22 protein-coding genes are annotated in these 18,801 nt (G+C 55.9%); 15 read left to right on the forward strand and 7 right to left on the reverse strand.

Going from position 1 to position 18,801, the window contains the following annotated elements; genetic code table 11:
• Positions 1-3 precede the first annotated feature (3 nt).
• Entirely contained in the window at positions 4-1,359 is a 1,356-nt protein-coding gene (gene glmU / locus ACIRQ6_RS05085; protein WP_420863056.1) for a bifunctional UDP-N-acetylglucosamine diphosphorylase/glucosamine-1-phosphate N-acetyltransferase GlmU, read from the reverse strand.
• Positions 1,360-1,474: 115 nt separating this feature from the next.
• Between glmU and ACIRQ6_RS05090 the strand changes: the two genes are divergently transcribed.
• On the forward strand, positions 1,475-2,140 hold the full coding sequence (locus tag ACIRQ6_RS05090) for an HAD-IA family hydrolase (protein WP_420863855.1): 666 nt from the start codon (positions 1,475-1,477) through the stop codon (positions 2,138-2,140).
• On the opposite strand, the gene ACIRQ6_RS05095 is transcribed toward ACIRQ6_RS05090, so the two are convergent.
• Positions 2,098-3,426, reverse strand: a complete 1,329-nt coding sequence (locus ACIRQ6_RS05095) for an MmgE/PrpD family protein (RefSeq protein ID WP_420863057.1) — start codon at positions 3,424-3,426, stop codon at positions 2,098-2,100. The two genes, ACIRQ6_RS05090 and ACIRQ6_RS05095, sit on opposite strands and share 43 nt — an antisense overlap.
• Positions 3,427-3,586: 160 nt before the next feature.
• Between ACIRQ6_RS05095 and ACIRQ6_RS05100 the strand changes: the two genes are divergently transcribed.
• Positions 3,587-4,792, forward strand: a complete 1,206-nt coding sequence (locus ACIRQ6_RS05100) for a DegT/DnrJ/EryC1/StrS family aminotransferase (RefSeq protein ID WP_420863058.1) — start codon at positions 3,587-3,589, stop codon at positions 4,790-4,792.
• The gene (locus ACIRQ6_RS05105; RefSeq protein WP_420863059.1) at positions 4,789-5,097 is read left to right on the forward strand and encodes a hypothetical protein; all 309 of its coding nucleotides are present in this window, start codon (positions 4,789-4,791) and stop codon (positions 5,095-5,097) included. The genes ACIRQ6_RS05100 and ACIRQ6_RS05105 overlap by 4 nt, the downstream gene beginning before the upstream one ends.
• Before the next feature lie 245 nt (positions 5,098-5,342).
• On the opposite strand, the gene ACIRQ6_RS05110 is transcribed toward ACIRQ6_RS05105, so the two are convergent.
• From ACIRQ6_RS05110 to ACIRQ6_RS05125, 4 genes are all read right to left on the reverse strand, one after another.
• On the reverse strand, positions 5,343-5,825 hold the full coding sequence (locus tag ACIRQ6_RS05110; protein WP_420863060.1) for a hypothetical protein: 483 nt from the start codon (positions 5,823-5,825) through the stop codon (positions 5,343-5,345).
• On the reverse strand, positions 5,822-5,986 hold the full coding sequence (gene hemP, locus ACIRQ6_RS05115; protein ID WP_420863061.1) for a hemin uptake protein HemP: 165 nt from the start codon (positions 5,984-5,986) through the stop codon (positions 5,822-5,824). Before hemP ends, ACIRQ6_RS05110 begins: the two co-directional genes overlap by 4 nt.
• 277 nt (positions 5,987-6,263) lie before the next feature.
• Positions 6,264-6,539 (reverse strand): hypothetical protein, encoded by a 276-nt coding sequence (locus ACIRQ6_RS05120; RefSeq protein WP_420863062.1) that lies wholly within the window; start codon positions 6,537-6,539, stop codon positions 6,264-6,266.
• A complete protein-coding gene (locus ACIRQ6_RS05125) occupies positions 6,514-6,858 on the reverse strand; it encodes a hypothetical protein (protein ID WP_420863063.1) in 345 nt (114 codons plus the stop codon). The genes ACIRQ6_RS05120 and ACIRQ6_RS05125 overlap by 26 nt, the downstream gene beginning before the upstream one ends.
• Before the next feature lie 124 nt (positions 6,859-6,982).
• On the opposite strand from ACIRQ6_RS05125, the gene ACIRQ6_RS05130 reads away from it, so the two are divergent.
• Together ACIRQ6_RS05130 and ACIRQ6_RS05135 are read left to right on the forward strand one after the other, a co-directional pair.
• Entirely contained in the window at positions 6,983-8,137 is a 1,155-nt protein-coding gene (locus ACIRQ6_RS05130; RefSeq protein WP_420863064.1) for an acyl-CoA dehydrogenase family protein, read from the forward strand.
• 3 nt (positions 8,138-8,140) lie between these two features.
• Positions 8,141-9,265 carry a CaiB/BaiF CoA transferase family protein gene (locus tag ACIRQ6_RS05135; protein WP_420863065.1) on the forward strand — a complete coding sequence of 375 codons (1,125 nt, stop codon included), beginning with the start codon at positions 8,141-8,143 and terminating at the stop codon, positions 9,263-9,265.
• A gap of 350 nt (positions 9,266-9,615) precedes the next feature.
• Here the strand turns inward: ACIRQ6_RS05135 and ACIRQ6_RS05140 are convergent, their stop codons facing one another.
• On the reverse strand, positions 9,616-10,002 hold the full coding sequence (locus ACIRQ6_RS05140) for a nuclear transport factor 2 family protein (RefSeq protein ID WP_420863066.1): 387 nt from the start codon (positions 10,000-10,002) through the stop codon (positions 9,616-9,618).
• 511 nt (positions 10,003-10,513) lie between these two features.
• Here ACIRQ6_RS05140 and ACIRQ6_RS05145 point away from each other — a divergent pair.
• The 10 genes from ACIRQ6_RS05145 to nuoF all read left to right on the forward strand — a co-directional run bounded on the left by ACIRQ6_RS05145 (position 10,514) and on the right by nuoF (position 18,800).
• The gene (locus tag ACIRQ6_RS05145; protein ID WP_420863067.1) at positions 10,514-10,879 is read left to right on the forward strand and encodes an NADH-quinone oxidoreductase subunit A; all 366 of its coding nucleotides are present in this window, start codon (positions 10,514-10,516) and stop codon (positions 10,877-10,879) included.
• Positions 10,870-11,403, forward strand: coding sequence for a NuoB/complex I 20 kDa subunit family protein (locus ACIRQ6_RS05150; RefSeq protein ID WP_420863068.1), 534 nt, complete (start codon positions 10,870-10,872; stop codon positions 11,401-11,403). The genes ACIRQ6_RS05145 and ACIRQ6_RS05150 overlap by 10 nt, the downstream gene beginning before the upstream one ends.
• Positions 11,400-12,011 carry an NADH-quinone oxidoreductase subunit C gene (locus ACIRQ6_RS05155; protein WP_420863069.1) on the forward strand — a complete coding sequence of 204 codons (612 nt, stop codon included), beginning with the start codon at positions 11,400-11,402 and terminating at the stop codon, positions 12,009-12,011. The genes ACIRQ6_RS05150 and ACIRQ6_RS05155 overlap by 4 nt, the downstream gene beginning before the upstream one ends.
• 3 nt (positions 12,012-12,014) lie before the next feature.
• Entirely contained in the window at positions 12,015-12,881 is an 867-nt protein-coding gene (locus ACIRQ6_RS05160) for a sulfotransferase (protein WP_420863070.1), read from the forward strand.
• A complete protein-coding gene (locus ACIRQ6_RS05165; RefSeq protein WP_420863071.1) occupies positions 12,882-13,781 on the forward strand; it encodes a sulfotransferase in 900 nt (299 codons plus the stop codon).
• Positions 13,781-14,995: an NADH-quinone oxidoreductase subunit D gene (locus ACIRQ6_RS05170; RefSeq protein ID WP_420863856.1), complete on the forward strand. Its 1,215-nt coding sequence runs from the start codon at positions 13,781-13,783 to the stop codon at positions 14,993-14,995. Before ACIRQ6_RS05165 ends, ACIRQ6_RS05170 begins: the two co-directional genes overlap by 1 nt.
• Positions 14,996-15,076: 81 nt before the next feature.
• Entirely contained in the window at positions 15,077-16,207 is a 1,131-nt protein-coding gene (locus ACIRQ6_RS05175; protein ID WP_420863072.1) for an NADH-quinone oxidoreductase subunit E, read from the forward strand.
• A gap of 43 nt (positions 16,208-16,250) precedes the next feature.
• Positions 16,251-17,156, forward strand: coding sequence for an NADH:quinone oxidoreductase (locus ACIRQ6_RS05180; protein ID WP_420863073.1), 906 nt, complete (start codon positions 16,251-16,253; stop codon positions 17,154-17,156).
• A 105-nt stretch (positions 17,157-17,261) separates the two neighbouring features.
• On the forward strand, positions 17,262-17,483 hold the full coding sequence (locus ACIRQ6_RS05185) for a DUF5337 domain-containing protein (protein ID WP_420863074.1): 222 nt from the start codon (positions 17,262-17,264) through the stop codon (positions 17,481-17,483).
• 18 nt (positions 17,484-17,501) lie between these two features.
• The gene (nuoF, locus tag ACIRQ6_RS05190) at positions 17,502-18,800 is read left to right on the forward strand and encodes an NADH-quinone oxidoreductase subunit NuoF (RefSeq protein ID WP_420863075.1); all 1,299 of its coding nucleotides are present in this window, start codon (positions 17,502-17,504) and stop codon (positions 18,798-18,800) included.
• Position 18,801 lies beyond the last annotated feature (1 nt).

Consider the following 18,801-nt stretch of genomic DNA (forward strand, 5'->3'; position numbering starts at 1 on the left):
CCTTTACTCTGCCCCTTTGGTTTTTTCGGCTTTTATTGCCTTAAGCCGGTCAAACAGGCGCACAGCCAGTCCCGGTTTGTTAATCTGTTTGGCGCGCGCGAGGGCCAGTGCCTCGGGCGGGACATCTTTGGTAATGGTGCCGCCGGTTGCGGTCATGGCGCGGTCGCCCACGGTCACAGGGGCTACCAGCAGCGAGTTTGATCCGATAAAGACGTCTTCGCCAATTTCTGTACGGTGCTTCATCACCCCATCGTAGTTGCAGGTGATCGTGCCTGCGCCGATGTTGCTGTTTTTGCCGACGCTTGCATCGCCCACATAGGACAAGTGGTTGATCTTGGCCCCTTCGGCGATGCTGGCGTTTTTGACCTCAACGAAATTGCCGACTTTGGTGTCTTCAGCCAATTCTGTCCCCGGACGCAGACGGGCATAGGGCCCCACCACGGCACCGCGGCTGACATGGCAGCCCTCAAGATGGGAAAAGGCGCGAATGCGGGCACCGGATTCAACTGTGACATCGGGACCGAACACCACATTAGGTTCGATAACGGTGTCGCGGCCGATCACGGTGTCATGGGCAAAATAGGTAAGGTCGGGTGCGTTTAGGGTCACGCCGGTCTCTAACATTTCGGCGCGAGCGCGGGTTTGGAAGGCATCTTCGGCCTCAACCAATTGGGCACGGGAATTGACGCCTAGCGTTTCGGCCTCGGGGCAGCGCACAACGCCTGCACTCAGGCCTGATTGGCGGGCATGGAACACGACATCGGTCAGATAAAATTCGCCTGCTGCGTTGTCGTTGCCGATCTTGGTCAGAAGATCGAACAGTTTGGGCGCGTCCATCACCATTACACCGGAATTGCACAGGCGGATCCGCTGTTCGGTGGGGGTGGCGTCCTTGAATTCCACGATGCGCTCAAGGCTGTCGCCATCAGTGATCAAACGCCCATAACGACCGGGATCTGCGGCCTCAAAACCCAGCACTACCAGATCTTTCTTTTGGCGTAGCTCGGACATCGCGACCAGAGTTTCGGGCCGGATAAACGGCGTGTCGCCGTAAAGAACGATCACATCACCTTGGAAATTGGCCAGCTGGTCTTGGGCCATTTGCACCGCATGGCCTGTGCCCAATTGTTCGGTTTGCAACACGATCTGCGTGGACGGATCCCAAGCAGATGCTGCTTTTTCGACCAGTTCAGCCCCGTGGCCTGCCACAACAATCGTGTGATCCGGTTCCAAAGCCGCGCCTGATTTCATCGCATGAACCAACATTGGCGCGCCTGCAATTTCATGCAGAACTTTGGGCAATTCCGAATTCATCCGCGTGCCTTTTCCAGCGGCCAAGATAACAAGTGCAATCGGCATTTGCGGGCTGTCCCTTTCTTTCTGCTTGGGTTCGTTTTATCTGGCTGTGGCGTGGCTGCAAGGGGAAGCCCATCACAGCTTGTGTCTAAACATGACAGAAAGGGGCTTGGCAGCCATGGGAACAGTGATTTTTGATCTAGACGGCACCTTGGCGGATACCAGTGGTGATCTTATTGCGGCGGCAAACCATTGTTTTGAGGGGCTTGGCCTGGGTGCTTTGTTGGATCCTGTGGCGGATGCTGGCACTGCGTTAAAGGGTGGCCGGGCGATGCTTACTTTGGGATTCTCGCGGGTCGATGGCTTTGGATCTGAAGAGGACATTGCCGGGCAGTACCCGGTTTTGCTGGAGGCCTATGGCCGCGATATTGATCGCCATACGGTGATGTATCCTCATGCCATGGACACGGTCGAGGTTCTTAAATCACGCGGCTACAAAGTTGGCATTTGCACAAACAAACCCGAAGGTCTGGCGCAGACCTTGTTGACCCGGTTGGGTGTGCGTGATGCGTTTGGGTCATTGATTGGCGCCGATACCCTGAGCACGCGCAAGCCTGATGTAGCCCCTTATCGCGCAGCAGTAGAACAAGCGGGGGGTGTGATGGAAAAGTCGTGCCTGATCGGCGATACTTGGACCGACCGCAACACCGCCAAAGCCGCTGGCGTGCCGTCGATATTGGTCACATTTGGGCCCGCAGCCGAGGACGTTATCGCGATGGAGGCCGAGGGCTATTTCAGCGATTACCGCGATTTGCCGGACTTGGTCGCGCGTTTGATTGGCTGATAAATCAAAGTGGCCAACGGGGCGAGGCCGGTGGTGTCCAACCCCATAACGGCAGTTTGGATGTCGTGCGCTTGCGGGTGCAGGTCGGCGGTCCAATCGGTGAATTTTGCGATTATGTCTGCGGCCGATGGCGGGTTTGTGTGATCCCAGCGCGGCTCGAACCTCGCACTTTCACAGATCTGCCCCGACTTGAGGGTCAGCTGTACTTTGGCGTAGCGGCGGAGCGGAAAGGCTGCATTGGCGCTGGCGTCTTCGGACAATTCCATGGTTTTGGACAGGCGCAATATTTCGGGATCGTTCAGGGCCTCGTCGGCAATATCCATGGGCCCCACGGTGCCGCGTACCATGGCCACAGCGGTGGGAAAGCTGGTGGAATATTGCGCCTCTTCTGTGGTTTTGGGGTGGTTCGTGGCCAACCGGATGGATTCGTGAAAGGTGCTGATGCTGATCTTGGCCACGTCCAGTGACGTGAGATTGTTTTGGGCGCGCAGGTTCAGAACGGCTTCGATGGGGGCCTGCGCCCAGCGGCAGACGGGGTAGGGTTTAAAGTATTGTTCCATAATGCGCCAAACCTGCCCCAGATCATCCCACGCGGGGCCTGATTGGGTCAGGGCCGGTGCGCCGCTAAAGCCTTTGGCGGCCAGTTTTACCGCACTCACACCCGCCATTGACCCCCATCCGGCCCCATCCTTAAGCATGGTGGGGTGATCAATGCAGCGCATCATTTGACTGCGCGGGCCATGGTATTCTGCGATGCCCATGGCGTGGCCAGTTTGGACCGCGTCCAACCGATAAAGCCGCGCCCCAACCGCCGCCACAGCCACAGCGGCCCATGCACCAGAGGTATGATAATCGGGGGTCGTGTCATGCAGGGTGATCGCAAGGCGCGAGCCCACTTCATAACCAACTGTTAGCGCGGTGAGGATTTCTGCCCCGTCCGTGCAGCCGGTTTCATAGGCCATTGCAAGGAGGGCGGGCAAAACGCAGGCCCCTATGTGACCTTTGGCTGGATTAAACCCATCGTGCCCGTCCAAAGCATCGATTGTCATCCCTCCGGCAAGGGCTGCCCCTGCAGCGCTGGCGCATCGATGATCAAAGAGCATGGGCACGGTGCCGCCAAATTCCTCGTTGGCGTGATCGCGGATTATCTGGCTCAGGCGGGTTGGTGCCCCACCAATGCCGGTCCCGATCAGATCCAGCATGGCCAATTTTGCACGCCGTTGGGCAGGCTGGGGAATGTCGGCCCATTTGGTTTGATGAATGAACGATATGAGATCTGTCATCATTCAAGCCTGTGACGGATAAACCGATGCGGCATGGCCATTTGCGACATTTTGAGGGTGGTGCCCCTAGTTTCATCGAACCCAGTTTTTAGTCTTGGTGAAATGACGCCACAGGGCATTTCAACGCATTGACGGGGGCGGCAGTTTATCCCACGGTGCGTCCATGACAGAGATTTTTACCGGCAGTTTCACCCAACAAGAACCCATTCCTGATGCAGGAATTGCGGCGGCACTGGCTGTGCTGCAATCGGGGCGTTTGCACCGCTATAATGTGGCCGAGGGCGAATTGGGCCAGGCCGCAGAGTTGGAACAGGAATTTGCCGCCGCGATGGGGGCGAAATACTGCCTTGCGGTGGCATCTGGTGGCTATGCCATGGGCACGGCGCTGCGGGCTTTGGGCGTGCAAGCGGGTGACAAGGTTTTGTCAAACGCGTTTACCTTAGCCCCCGTGCCCGGTGCGATTGCCGCTGTGGGGGCGGTGCCGGTGTTTGTTGAGGTCGACGAGGGTCTGAAGATTGATCTGGACGATCTGGAGACCAAGATCGGCGAGGCGCGTGTTTTGTTGCTGTCGCATATGCGCGGGCACATCTGTGATATGGACCGGTTGATGGCGATTTGTGATGCCGCAGGGGTTCAAGTGATCGAGGATTGCGCCCATACCATGGGGGCCAAATGGGGTGATACGTGGTCGGGACGGCACGGTGTTGTGGGCTGCTATTCGACCCAGACCTACAAGCATATCAATTCGGGCGAGGGTGGTTTTTTGATCACCGATGATCCACAGATTGCGGCCCGCGCGATCATGTTGTCAGGGTCTTATATGTTGTTTGAGCGGCATCTGGCCGCCCCTCCGGTCGAGGCATTTGCCGATATCAAGTTGGACACGCCGAATGTGTCCGGACGTATGGACAACTTGCGCGCGGCGATCCTACGCCCGCAACTGCGCAATCTGACGGCGCAATGTGATGCGTGGAATGCGCGCTACCGCGTGGTTGAGGATGGTCTGAGCGATTGCGCAGGCCTGCATTTGATCACGCGCGGCCCCAAGGAACGGTTTGTTGCCTCGTCATTCCAGTTTTTGCTTAAGGATTGGCGCAAATCCGCAATTCGGGACGTTTTGCAGCGTTGTGCGGCGCGCGGCGTGGAATTGAAGTGGTTCGGCGCTGATGCGCCTGCAGGATTTACCAGCAAATACGACAGCTGGCGGTACGCCAATCCCCAGCCAATGCCAAACACCGACCGTATTTTGCGCGGTGTTGTGGACATGCGATTGCCGCTGACCTTCAGCCTTGAGGATTGCGCCCAGATCGCCCGGATCATTCGCGCCGAGGTTGGTGTGGTCTGGCAAGCTGGTGCTGCCGAACCGTGAGCGGATCATTTAGCGATGCCGAACTTGCACTGTACCTAGAAGGGGGCGCGCCTCGGGACCTTGCGGCACAGATAACCCAGGCTGTGGCCGTTGATCCTGCTGTGGCCTCCCGTTTGGACACTTTGAAATCCCAAGGCGATGCCTTGCAACAGGCCTTTGGACCGTTGATGTCTAAAGGTGTGGTCGAAATTGCCCAATCCGAGGACTATAAGCGGGTGAAAAAGACCCATTCCCGCATCATGGCAGGCCTGTGTGCTGCGTTTATCGCGGGCATTGCGCTGGGCTATTGGCTGGGGGCGGGGTAGGCGGTTGACTGCGCCGGTTTTGGAAGAATTAAGTCCAAATCGTTAAGTCGGCTGTGCGAACGTTGCCATTATCTAAAGTCACAACGCCTAAAAAGTCGTGGTTGGGTTATGCGGCCTTGATGGTGGTTTGGGCTGTGGCAAGCCCGGGCCAAAGCGCCCCTTAAGACTGGTCACAAAGAACCACTAAAGGCTTATGGTCACAGGCAGGCAGATCAAAGGCCACGTCTGTTCATTGGGGTGTCGCCTTAGTGAACTATTTTTGGTGTTTGGGCGGTCGCCTTTTCGATGTCTCTTGGCGCGCTCAACCGCATCCGCAGAAAGGCAAGGCCGACCTCTGCGGCCAATGACGCAACCAAAGGTGCCATGTCTGGCCGGACCAGAAGGGTTGCCATCAGCATGGCATCCTCCCGTTCGCCTGTGGCAGCGGTAGCGATAAAGTTGGCAAAGCAGGATTCGTCTGCGCCAAGACATTTGCATTGAACTGAATGGCGCATCAGCGGGCGTCGTCCGTGCCGGGCGCACATTCCGCAAAGGTCTTCGAATGACTTGCACGCCTTGCGACCTTGGTCCGCGCCAAGGCCGGATGCAAAATCGTTCCAAACTTGGGCCTGAGCGTCAGGACCATCGCACCAAAGGCGCAGATATAGGACAGAAGCCGCCTCGATACTGTCGAGTTCCGCGATCAAGCCAACGGGGGCACCGCCGCGATTTTTGCGGAGTTCACTCATTTGGTCAGGATCAATTTGCCTGCCCGCGTGATGCGCAGGGTGTAGGTTTGATCGCCCAGCATGATTTGAGCCAGATCGCCACCCTCGGTCAGATCGCGGGCAGAATAGACAGGCACCGTTGGCGTGGGAGCTTGTTTCGGCGGTGGAGAATGAAAGCTCATGACGTCGCCTCTTGATGGGTCCGTTGGTGATCAAAAAGGCCATGGGAGAGCCAAAAAGGAAAGAAATCTTCAACCTCTGACGCGGTGACCCACACCTCAAAGCGGTCTGTCTGTCGTGTGCGTCGAGGTTCATTTGCAGTGTTAGGTTGGATTTTTGGATTCGGGTGCATAGGCAAGACCTCACATGGACACGTGTCGGGCTTCCCTTGTTGGAATCAGGGTGGCTTGACTTACTTTAATCCTGATAGAAATGGTCAGATATGTCAATCCGGCATATTCAATCAAATGTGGGTGGGCTCGAGACGCTTGGCTGCACAGGCACATAGGGGAGGGGCATGGAAATTGAGGACATACAGCTAAATCTGTAGCGCATCTTTGAGAGCGACCGGCCCACAGCCGATGGATCACATAAGAAATCACGTAGCTTATCCGGCCGGGCCTGCACAGGACCAAGGCCGATCAGGACTGCACTCTGCCCATCCCCCTCGTAGGCCATGGTTGCGGCTTCGGCTACGATCTCGACCGGATCAGGTCCGGTTTGTGCGCACAACATTGCGCCGCCTGCCTAGCCACGCGCCGGTTGCAATCGTGATGCCTTCTTCTTTGGTCGTCAGCGCATTAGATGTCTCGTTTAGATCGGCGGTGAAGAGATTGATCAGCGTGGTGTGACCGGCGTCAGGCACATAGAACATATGGTCCACATTCGCCGCATCGTTAAAGGCAGCAGTCCCAGTGCGGGGTTTTAGCTGGATGTGGCTGTCAGGGGCGGGCAGGTATGCCACCCAGACGGATTTACTGAAATTCGCAGGCACCATGCTGACCCAAAGCGCGACGGACTTGGAGGACCGTGGCGTTTGGTCCGGTCCATTCAATTCCGATGAAGATCAGCCCTAAATGCCATTTAAATCCAGTATAGCTGATCAAAATGACTTGGTCTTGTGTTAGGGTTTGATGCTGCGTAGCACCAACCGGACACCCTTCTTTTGGAGCGCCTCTATGTCACTTGAGACTTACGACGATATTCGCGACGCGGTCGCAAAGCTGTGTGCCAACTTTCCCGGTGACTATTGGCGCAAGCTGGATCGTGAGATGGCATACCCCACCGAATTTGTCGGTGCGTTGACCAAGGCAGGATGGCTGGCTGCCTTGATCCCAGAAGAATACGGGGGCGCCGGCCTGCCTTTATCCGCAGGGGCCGCGATCCTTGAAGAGATCCACAAATCTGGGGCCAACGCAGGCGCCTGCCATGCCCAGATGTATACGATGGGCACGCTGCTGCGCCACGGATCAGAAGAGCAAAAGCAGCAATATTTGCCGGGCATTGCTGATGGGTCTTTGCGGCTTCAGGCCTTTGGCGTGACCGAACCGACATCCGGCACAGACACGGGCGCGTTAAAGACCACAGCTAAATTGGATGGCGACGACTACGTCATCAATGGTCAGAAAATCTGGACCAGCCGGGCCGAACATTCCGATCTGATGATCCTTCTGGCCCGCACCACCCCGCTTGGGGCGGGACTGAAAAAGACCCAAGGTCTGTCAGTTCTACTGGTCGATATGCGCCAAGCTGTGGGCAATGGTCTGACCATCCGCCCGATCCGCACCATGATGAACCACGCCACAACCGAAGTGTTCTTTGACAATCTGCGCGTGCCTGCCGTCAATCTGATTGGCGAAGAGGGCAAAGGTTTTCGCTATATTCTGTCTGGCATGAACTCGGAACGCATTTTGATTGCTTCTGAATGTATTGGCGATGCAAAGTGGTTGATCGAAAAATCGGTAGCTTATGCGAACGAACGCAACGTGTTTGGTCGTGCCATTGGGCAAAACCAAGGCGTGCAATTCCCGATCGCCAGGGCCTATGCCAATATGCGTGCGGCCGAGTTGATGGTCCGCGAGGCATTGCGCCTGTATGAGGCGGGCGAAAATCCCGGCGCAGAGGCGAATATGGCCAAGATGCTGGCGGCGGATGCTTCTAATGAGGCGGCCAACGCGGCTGTGCAAACCCATGGTGGCTTTGGCTTTGCAGAAGACTATGATGTGGAACGCAAGTTCCGAGAGACGCGGCTTTATCAAGTGGCGCCGATTTCAACCAACCTAATCCTGAGCTACCTGTCCGAGCATGTTCTTGGCCTGCCACGGTCGTATTAAGCGATGTGTTATAAACCTCTGAGTGGCCTGACCGTGATCGCCATCGAACAGGCGGTGGCTGCACCCATGTGCACCGTCCGTTTGGCCGACGCGGGCGCGCGGGTGATTAAAATCGAACGCCCCGAAGGCGAAACAGCGCGCAATTATGACACTGCGGTCCACGGCACCTCGGCCTATTTCGCATGGCTCAACCGGGGCAAGGAAAGCGCGGTTTTGAACCTTAAGACGGATCCGGATCGCGGGTTGTTAGACGCGATGTTGGCGCAGGCAGATGTACTTGTTCAAAACCTCGTCCCAGGTGCTTTGGACCGCATGGGTTTGACCAAAGACTACATTGCCCAGCATTTCCCAAGACTGATCAGCGTGTCTATTTTGGGCTACGGTCAGGAAACGGCTTATGCGGATATGAAGGCCTATGACATGCTGGTGCAGGCCGAAAGCGGGCTATGCGCCGTCACAGGCACGCCCGAGGTGCCTTCAAAAGTTGGCGTGTCGGCGGCGGATATTGCAACGGGCATGAACGCACATGCGCTGATCCTTGAGGCGTTGATTGCACGGGGCATAACCGGTCGTGGGCAAAGCATAGAAGTGTCGATGTTTGACGGGATTGCCGATTGGATGGCCGTGCCGCTATTGCACTACGAGCATGGGGGCATTGAAACCGGGCGCTTTGGTCTTTCCCATGCGTCGATCTATCCGTATCGGCCTTTTGCGTGCAACGACGGCACGGTTATTGTTGCGGTTCAGAATAACCACGAATGGGCACGATTGTGCGACAGGGTTCTGGGCCGTCCCGATCTAACCACACACGATGCGTTTAGGACCAATGCGGAGCGGGTCACAAATCGCGCGCTTTTGGATGCTGAGGTTGACCCCATTTTCGCATCTCGCAGCACTGCTGATATGATCACGGCCCTGACAGCCGGGGGCATTGCCTATGCCCGTTACACCGGTGTGTCGGACCTGCCAGATCACCCCGCCCTGCGTCGCACGAACGTGACCCTTGCAGGCGGGCAGGTTGTGACCATGCCCCGCCCGGCAGGACGCGGCCCGGCCTTTGCAACAGGCCCGGTGCCGGGTTTGGGGGAACACACCGATGCGGTGCGCGCGGAATTCGGGACAGTTTGACGAACGATCAGCAGGATTTTTCTGTCTGGATGGGACTGGATGGGGTAGACGGACAGCACGCAACCGATCACATCATGCCGCGTTTGAAGGACGGTTTTGGCGCGCCTTCGGATGGTATGTCCCCGACACCAGTGGGGCTGCGCAGAGCTGCGCGAGCGATTGCGTTAGAACGTCAATCCGCTGGATTGGCATTTTATGCAGTGCATTTGTTGCAGCGGCGCCTGCGCGATGCTGTGTCTCCGGTGGCACAGATCTGTTGTCCTGTCTTCAAACTGAGGCGTTCCAGAGGTCGTGGGGCCCATGGTCAGCCCCAAAATACCCCCACCTGCAATGAGGACGGCCCCAATCCTTTAGGCATATTTGTCACCAACGTCTTCGCGCACGGGGTGCGTATCGTAGAAGATCGACATAGACGAAAACAGACCGCTTGCACCAAATTTGAAATAGTCGATGCCCTGAAACACAAAATTGTCGCCGGATTTAAGGGTCCAGTCATATTCAAAGTGAGCTGCAGCGCTATCGCCGTTTTCTCCTAAAAGGACATCAAAAACTGTCAGCTTGCTGGCATTGGATGCACTGCCAAGTTTTTCAAAGAAGTCAGATGCCAAAACCTGTCCAAGGAAAGGAGACTGAATTTGTGCATCATTTTCGAAAAGCGCGATAATTCCGGGAATATCTGATTTCGTCATTAACGCAAAATAGTCGCGCACTTGGGCGATTTTGTCATTTGATGTCATCCTGGTGTTCCCTTTGTTGCTTTGGTTGATTGGATAGTCTCGGCCCGCTGCTTTGGCTAGACCAAACCTAGATGATATTGAAAGTCACACAGCGATGTCTTGAGCAGTGCATTTGCAGGGTATTTAACGTGTACTTACCACAATTCGCGGACGGTCTTGCGATTTGCGGCATCCTGCACTGTGGGTTTGAAGGTGCCATTGGCCGCAAGGACCAGACTGTTCGCGGGGCCCCTGTTTCAAGGAAAAGCCTTGCCGGTTCGGGGGCCGGTGGGGCGCCTAAGGCTGCGGTTTGGTTTTGGTGCGCTTGGGTTTGAAATCTTGATGGCAGAGGCTTTGGTCACGCCCCATTTTTGCGTGTTCATCAATTATTTCCAAATTCATCCCACCTTGCGACCAATTGGTGCACGAATGTGTGCCCAACTGCGGTTGACCCTGTGCGGGGTGCGTCGTAAACCGTCTTTAGCCAAAAGCGCCCCTTGCGGGTGCTGCCAAACACTAGGAGCCGAGACCCGTGGACCAGATCGCTTCTGACTATCTGCCTATTTTGATTTTCCTCGCTATTGCCATTGGGTTGGGCCTTGTCCTGATCCTTGCGGCGGTTGTCTTGGCTGTGCGCAATCCTGACCCTGAAAAAGTGTCGGCGTATGAGTGTGGATTTAACGCCTTTGACGATGCGCGCATGAAGTTTGATGTGCGGTTTTACCTTGTGTCGATCCTGTTCATCATCTTTGATCTTGAGGTCGCCTTCCTTTTCCCATGGGCCGTCGCGTTCCAGGACGTGAGCATGGTCGGGTTCTGGTCGATGATGGTCTTCTTGGGCGTGCTGACCATTGGCTTTGCTTATGAGTGGAAAAAAGGAGCCTTGGAATGGGAGTAGTTGCTGCCCCGAACGACGCAGGCATGGACCGCGATCACGCGACCCAAGATCTGAACCGCGAGCTGCAGGATAAGGGCTTTTTGCTGACCTCCACCGAGGATATCATCAACTGGGCCCGCACCGGGTCACTGCACTGGATGACCTTTGGCCTGGCCTGTTGCGCGGTTGAGATGATGCACACGGCGATGCCACGTTACGATATGGAACGGTTCGGCACAGCGCCGCGCGCCAGCCCGCGCCAGTCGGATCTGATGATTGTGGCCGGGACCTTGACCAACAAAATGGCTCCAGCACTGCGCAAGGTCTATGACCAGATGCCAGAGCCGCGCTACGTGATTTCCATGGGATCCTGCGCCAATGGTGGTGGCTATTATCACTATAGCTATTCTGTGGTGCGCGGCTGTGACCGGATTGTGCCCGTAGATGTCTATGTGCCGGGCTGCCCGCCTACGGCTGAGGCGCTGCTGTACGGCATCATGCAACTTCAACGCAAAATTCGCCGTACAGGGACGATCATTCGATGACAGCTGCTTTGGAAGAACTGGGCGCTCATATTGCCCTCAAGCGTCCTGATTGTGTGATTGGTCATTCGGTGGCTTTTGGCGAGTTGACGCTGGATGTGGCCCCCAACAACATTGCGGGTCTGGTGGATTTCCTCAAGCTTGACGGCACCTGCAAATTCAATTCGCTGGTGGATATTACAGCTGTGGATTACCCCAGCCGCCCCAAGCGGTTTGATGTGGTTTATCACTTTCTGTCGATGTACCAAAACCACCGCATTCGTCTGCGTTTGATGGTGGATGAGGCAGACATTCTGCCGTCCTTGGTGGATGTGCATCCGTCAGCCAACTGGTTCGAACGCGAGATTTTCGATATGTTCGGGATCCTGTTTTCTGGCCATCCAGATTTGCGCCGTATTCTGACCGATTATGGGTTTCGCGGCTATCCGCTGCGCAAGGATTTCCCAACCACTGGCTATACCGAAGTGCGTTATGACGAAGTGCAAAAGCGCGTCGTTTATGAGCCTGTAACGCTGGTCCAAGAATACCGCCAGTTCGACTTTATGTCGCCTTGGGAGGGTGCTGAATACATCTTGCCCGGCGATGATAAGGCCGAAGAAGCAAAGGGTTAAGCCATGTCAGAGGCGCAAATGCTCTATGTGGTTGGTGCACAAAAAGCGGGTACGACCTGGCTGCACCGCTATTTGCAAGATCATCCCGACTGCTTTGTGCCGCCCTCCAAAGAGGCGCATTATTGGGATGACCGGCTGAACGCGCAACCGCTGAACTTTCTGTCCAGACGTTTGACCAAACTGACCGCTGATCTGGAGCGCGCGCGCCAGAATGGCAAAAAGATCAACGCGCTGTTGCGTCGTCATGCTGATACAATCAGCGCGATTGGCATGCATGCAGGCCCCGGCCATGATGCCTATGTTCAGTTTATGAACCGTGGGCGCGCGGACGAGCCTGTGATGGCGGATATCACACCGGCCTATTGCACGCTGGATCGGGCCTCGTTTTCAGAAATGTCCGAGCTGCATCCGGACTGTAAGTTCGTATTTATCATGCGCGATCCGGTGGAACGTCTTTGGTCTGCGATCCGCATGTACTACGAAGATTTCATCGCTGAAACGGGTACGGATTTCTCGACCCATCTGGATGAGTTTGAAGACGGTATTCCGGGCCGTTTTCACAGCCGCAGCGACTACAAGCGCACGATCCAAGAGCTGGAGGCCGTGATCCCTGCGGACCGTCTGCATTTTGCGTTCTACGAGACGATGGTTTTGCCCAACGGGGTCACGCCAATTACGGACTTTATCGGGATCAAGGCCATCGCGCCGAACACCGAAAAACGTGTTCATACGGGCGAAAAACGCAACTTGCCCGGTGATTTGGAAGATCTCTTTCACCGCAAGCTGAACGGTCAGTACCGGTTCCTGCACGATAAATTCGGAGCGGAGATTCCTGCAAAATGGCGCGCGGCGCTGCCCGGGGGCCGTTGAATGACGGCGCCTGCGATCATGTATTGTGTGGGGGCCACCAAGGCGGGGACGTCTTGGTTGTACCGGTACTTGCATGATCATCCTGAATGCCATCTGCGTTCGGTCAAGGAGCTGCATTATTTTGATAGTTTCGATGGCGAGATGCGCGACAAGCAGATCAGTCAGTTCTTGACCAATCGCGACCGTTTTGTGCGTTGGCAGATCGAGGCGCAAAAGGCCAAGCAGGGCTGGAAAGTCGACAACATGCAACGCCGCATCGACGAGATGGATGCGCTGATCAAAGTGATCGGTGGGCCGCGCGTGACGGATCAAGCCTATCTTGAATATTTGACCCAAGGGGCAGGGGACGCCAAAATCGTCGGTGACATGACGCCAGGCTATAGTCTGGTGGATGAAAACATGTTGCGCCGCATGGCCGCTGTTGGGGAGACCACCAAATTCATCTACTTGATCCGCGACCCGGTCGAGCGGCTGTGGTCCCATGTGCGCATGCAAGCCAAGCGGTTTTTGCAGCCGGATGAGACTGTGGAACAAAAGGCAAAACGCATCCTGAACCGCACGGTTAACAAGGGAATGGAAACTCACATCCCTGCGCGCGGAGACTACCGGGGCACGATTATGCGCCTGCGGGCCACGATCCCGGCGGCAAATCTGTTGGTTGAATTTGCCGAGGCGCTGTTTTCGGAAAACGGCTTGCGCAGGGTCTGTGATTTTCTGGGGCTGGTCTACCGCCCTGCGGATGTGCGCGAGACTGTGCATGCTGGGACAAAAGTTGAAATGAACGAAGGCCAACGGGCCGCAACGGCGCATTTTTTGCGCCATCAATACGAATGGGTGGCCGATAATGTCGGCCCACTGCCCGATGCGTGGCAGTCTAATTTAGCAAAGGCACTGACATGATGGATGGTTCCAAAGGCTTCCAAGACGCCCAAACCGGCGAACAGAAAATCCGCAACTTTAACATCAACTTTGGTCCGCAACACCCTGCGGCTCATGGGGTTTTGCGCCTTGTGCTTGAGCTGGATGGTGAGATCGTTGAACGCTGCGATCCACATATTGGATTGCTGCACCGTGGTACTGAAAAGCTAATGGAAAGCCGGACGTATCTGCAAAACCTGCCGTATTTCGACCGGCTCGATTATGTGGCCCCGATGAACCAGGAACACGCGTGGTGCTTGGCCATTGAAAAGCTGACAGGCACGCAAGTGCCCCGTCGTGCCAGCTTGATCCGCGTGCTTTATTCCGAGATTGGCCGAGTTTTGAACCACCTGCTGAACGTAACCACACAGGCCATGGATGTGGGCGCGTTGACGCCGCCGCTTTGGGGTTTTGAAGAGCGCGAAAAGCTGATGGTGTTTTATGAGCGTGCCTGCGGTGCGAGGCTGCACGCGGCCTATTTCCGCCCCGGCGGTGTGCATCAGGATCTGCCCGATGCGCTGATCGACGACATCGAAGAATGGTCCCACGATTTCCCGCGTGTGTTAGACGATATTGACGGTTTGCTCACTGAAAATCGTATCTTCAAACAGCGTAACGCCGACATCGGTATCATCACAGAGCAAGACATTCTGGATTACGGATTTTCTGGTGTGATGGTGCGAGGGTCAGGCCTTGCGTGGGATTTGCGCCGCGCGCAGCCCTATGAATGCTACGATGAGTTTGAATTCCAAGTCCCCGTGGGCAAAAACGGCGATTGTTACGACCGGTATCTCTGCCGGATGGAAGAAATGCGCCAATCCGTGGGCATCATTCAGCAGGCCATCAACAAGCTGCGCGAAGAACCCGGCGATGTCATGGCCCGTGGCAAGATGACCCCGCCCACACGGGGTGAGATGAAGACCTCGATGGAGGCTCTGATCCACCACTTTAAACTCTACACCGAAGGCTTCCACGTGCCCGAGGGCGAGGTGTATGCTGCCGTTGAGGCCCCCAAAGGGGAATTCGGCGTCTATCTGGTGGCCGATGGGTCCAACAAACCCTACCGCGCCAAGTTGCGCGCGCCGGGGTTCTTGCACCTGCAGGCCATGGACTACATGTGCAAAGGCCACCAATTGGCCGATGTGGCCGCCATCATCGGCACCATGGATGTGGTGTTCGGAGAGATCGACAGATAACGCACCCGTCATGCTTTTTCTTTGTAAAAATATCCCCGCCGGAGGCTGCGACCTTCGCCATTGGGCCAAAGGACTAAAATAATGCTACGCCGCCTCCATGCAGACCAACCCGATACATTTGCTTTCACCCCTGCCAATCAGGCTTGGGCCGAAGCGCAGATCACCAAATACCCTGAGGGCCGTCAGGCCAGTGCTATTATTCCGCTGCTGTGGCGTGCGCAGGAACAAACAGGTTGGCTGACCCGTGCGGCGATCGAGCATGTCTCGGATATGTTGGGCATGGCCTATATTCGCGGCCTTGAAGTGGCCTCGTTCTATTTCATGTTCCAGCTGCAGCCCGTAGGTTCAGTTGCGCATATCCAGATTTGTGGCACGACGTCTTGCATGATTTGCGGGGCCGAGGATTTGGTGGCTGTGTGTCAGGACAAGATCGCCAAAAACCCCCATGATTTGTCTTCTGATGGCAAGTTCAGCTGGGAAGAGGTGGAATGCCTTGGGGCCTGTGCCAATGCGCCGATGGCGCAGATTGGCAAAGACTATTTTGAGGATCTAACGGCTGCTAAGTTGTCGGATATGATTGATGCGATGGCCGCAGGCGAGGTGCCTGTTCCGGGTCCACAGAACGGACGTTTTGCCGCCGAGCCTTTGAGCGGGCTAACGTCGCTGAAGGATCACGAAAGTGGCAAGTATCAATATAATGCCAGTGCGCAATTGGCGACGGATATTGGTGACAGCATCAAGCGGATCGATGGCACAGAAGTGCCTTTGCTGGCCCCGTGGCAGGGCAAAACCGCCCCCAAGGCCAAAGCGACGCCAAAGCCAAAAGCGCCTGCCAAGGCAAAAACGCCAGCGATACCCAAAGCAACTGCTGCCCCTGTAGAGGCCACCTCCAAGGCCAAACCTGCCGCAGCGGATAAAAAGTCTGCGACGGTGGGGAAAAAGCCGCGCACGATGAAAGAGCCTCGTAAGTCAGGCGCGGATGATCTGAAACTGATCAAAGGTGTCGGGCCAAAATTGGAAAAACTGGTCAACAGTTTGGGCTTTTGGCACTTTGATCAAGTTGCCAAGTGGAGCGGCGATGAGGTCGCTTGGGTTGATCAAAACCTTGAGGGGTTCAAAGGCCGCGTCAGCCGTGACGATTGGGTTGCCCAAGCGAAAGTTCTTGCGTCGGGGGGAGAGACAGAGTTTTCTTCCCGTGCAAAGAAAAAGTGAGTGTGGTAAATCGCTCGCAACGAACGGACAGGGGAGTTGATTTATGAATAACAATAGTTCCGACGGGATGATCTGTACGGCGACATGTTGGGGCATTGCAGCCCTTGCTGGCGTTTTGGCAGCTGCGGCCTTGATGGTGATGGGGGGCTGGAGTTTCCTGCAAGGGGCCTTCATCGGCTTGATGATTTTCGTCATTGGCGGGTTGATCATGCAATGGTCGTTTTGCCGCGCACTGCCTGCTATCGGCGAGGCCAGCGTTGGCGGCAATGAGGCGACAACAGCCAAGGCCAGCACCAAACCAACCACATCTGCTGCGGCAACCACTGCGGCTGCTGCGACAACGGCGGCGGGATTTGCTGCTGTTGGGGCAACCTCTTCCAAAGCAGCCCCCGTCCAACCCTCTGCACCTTTGGCTGGCGAAGCTGAGCTGGCGGATAAAAAGGGTGATTGGAAATACAACGGCTCCGACGCAGCACCTGCTGAGGCGGCTCCGGCAGCCAAAGCGCCTGCGAAAAAGGCCGCTGCCAAGAAACCTGCTGCGAAAAAGCCTGCAGCCAAGAAAGCGGCTGCAAAAGCCACGGACACAGGCGCAGATAAAACAGCCAAGGCGCCTGCCAAGAAAGCCGCTGCCAAAGCTGCCCCTGCGCGCAAACCTGTGGCCAAGGATGGCCAGCCCGAGTTGCTGAAAAAGCCCCGTGCGGGTGGTGCAGATGATCTCAAGCAGATCAAAGGTGTTGGCCCGGGATTGGAAAAAACCCTGAACGAGTTGGGCTTTTACCACTTTGATCAGGTTGCCGGTTGGCGCAAAAAGGAAGTCGAATGGGTCGATAGCCGCTTGAAATTCAAAGGCCGCATTGAGCGGGATGAATGGATCAAGCAGTGTAAGGTTCTTGCCAAAGGCGGCACGACAGAATTTTCCAAAAAAGTGAAAAAGGGCGGTGTTTATTAACCTCGTCCCTAGATAGACTAGAGGCAGGCTGACGCATGTTGGCCTGCCTTTTTTTATGCCATTGTGGTGGCATATCTGACTGATCGGGACGTGGAGGTCCCTAAGATGAACGAGCCAACGGAACAGGATATTGCAATTGCAAAACGGACGCGCACTGTGGCTTTGGTCATGGCTGGTGCCGGTTTATTAAGCATTGCTGCCCCATGGTTGGTGACAACATTTGGTTTGCAACCCCGCTTTGAGTTTCTTTTCTATATGATCGCCCTTGCTGCGTTCTTTTGGTCTCTGGTGGTTGTGGCGCAAATCTGGCAGAAGACGCGCAAATAGCGAAGGGAATCCGACGGTATGCTGAAAGATCAGGATCGTATCTTTACCAATCTTTACGGGATGCATGATCGTACGCTGAAGGGGGCCAAGGCCCGCGGCCATTGGGATGGCACAGCGAAGATCATTAAAAATGGTCGTGACTGGATCATCGACCAGATGAAATCAAGCGGTCTGCGTGGCCGTGGTGGCGCTGGCTTTCCGACCGGTTTGAAGTGGTCGTTTATGCCTAAGGAAAGCGACGGGCGCCCGTCCTATCTGGTGGTTAATGCAGACGAATCCGAGCCGGGCACCTGCAAGGACCGCGAAATCATGCGCCATGATCCGCATACTCTGATCGAAGGCTGCCTGATTGCTTCTTTCGCGATGAATGCCAACGCCTGCTACATCTATATTCGTGGCGAATACATCCGCGAAAAAGAAGCGCTGCAAGCGGCCATTGATGAGGCTTACGATGCTGGTCTGGTCGGCAAAAACGCGGCCAAGTCTGGTTGGGATTTCGATATTTATCTGCACCACGGGGCAGGGGCCTATATTTGTGGCGAAGAAACGGCGCTGCTGGAAAGCCTTGAGGGCAAAAAGGGCATGCCGCGGATGAAGCCACCGTTTCCTGCGGGGGCGGGCCTTTATGGGTGTCCGACCACAGTGAACAATGTGGAATCCATCGCCGTGGTGCCGACCATTTTGCGGCGTGGGCCGGAATGGTTTTCCAGCTTTGGTCGTCCGAACAATGCAGGCACCAAATTGTTTGCGATATCGGGCCATGTGAACAACCCCTGCGTTGTAGAAGAGGCGATGTCGATCCCCTTTGCAGAGCTGATAGACCGTCATTGCGGCGGCATTCGCGGCGGTTGGGATAACCTTAAGGCCGTGATCCCCGGTGGATCCTCGGTGCCGATGATCCCGGGCAAAACCATGCATGAAGACGCAATTATGGATTTTGACTGGCTGCGCGAGCAACGCTCGGGCCTTGGCACAGCAGCGGTCATTGTGATGGATCAGTCCACTGATGTGGTCAAAGCGATCTGGCGTTTGTCCAAGTTCTACAAGCACGAAAGCTGTGGTCAGTGTACGCCGTGTCGCGAAGGAACGGGTTGGATGATGCGCGTCATGGACCGCTTGGTCAAAGGCGATGCAGAACCCGAAGAGATCGACATGTTGCTGGATGTGACCAAGCAGGTGGAAGGCCACACCATTTGTGCCTTGGGCGATGCGGCAGCTTGGCCGATCCAAGGTTTGATCCGGCATTTCCGCGACGATATCGAAGAGCGGATTGCCCATAAACGCAAAACCCGTAAGCCCGCTGTGGCGGCTGAATAAG

Source organism: Algirhabdus cladophorae (genome assembly GCF_044772865.1).
In the GTDB taxonomy this organism is placed as follows: Bacteria; Pseudomonadota; Alphaproteobacteria; order Rhodobacterales; family Rhodobacteraceae; genus Algirhabdus; species Algirhabdus cladophorae.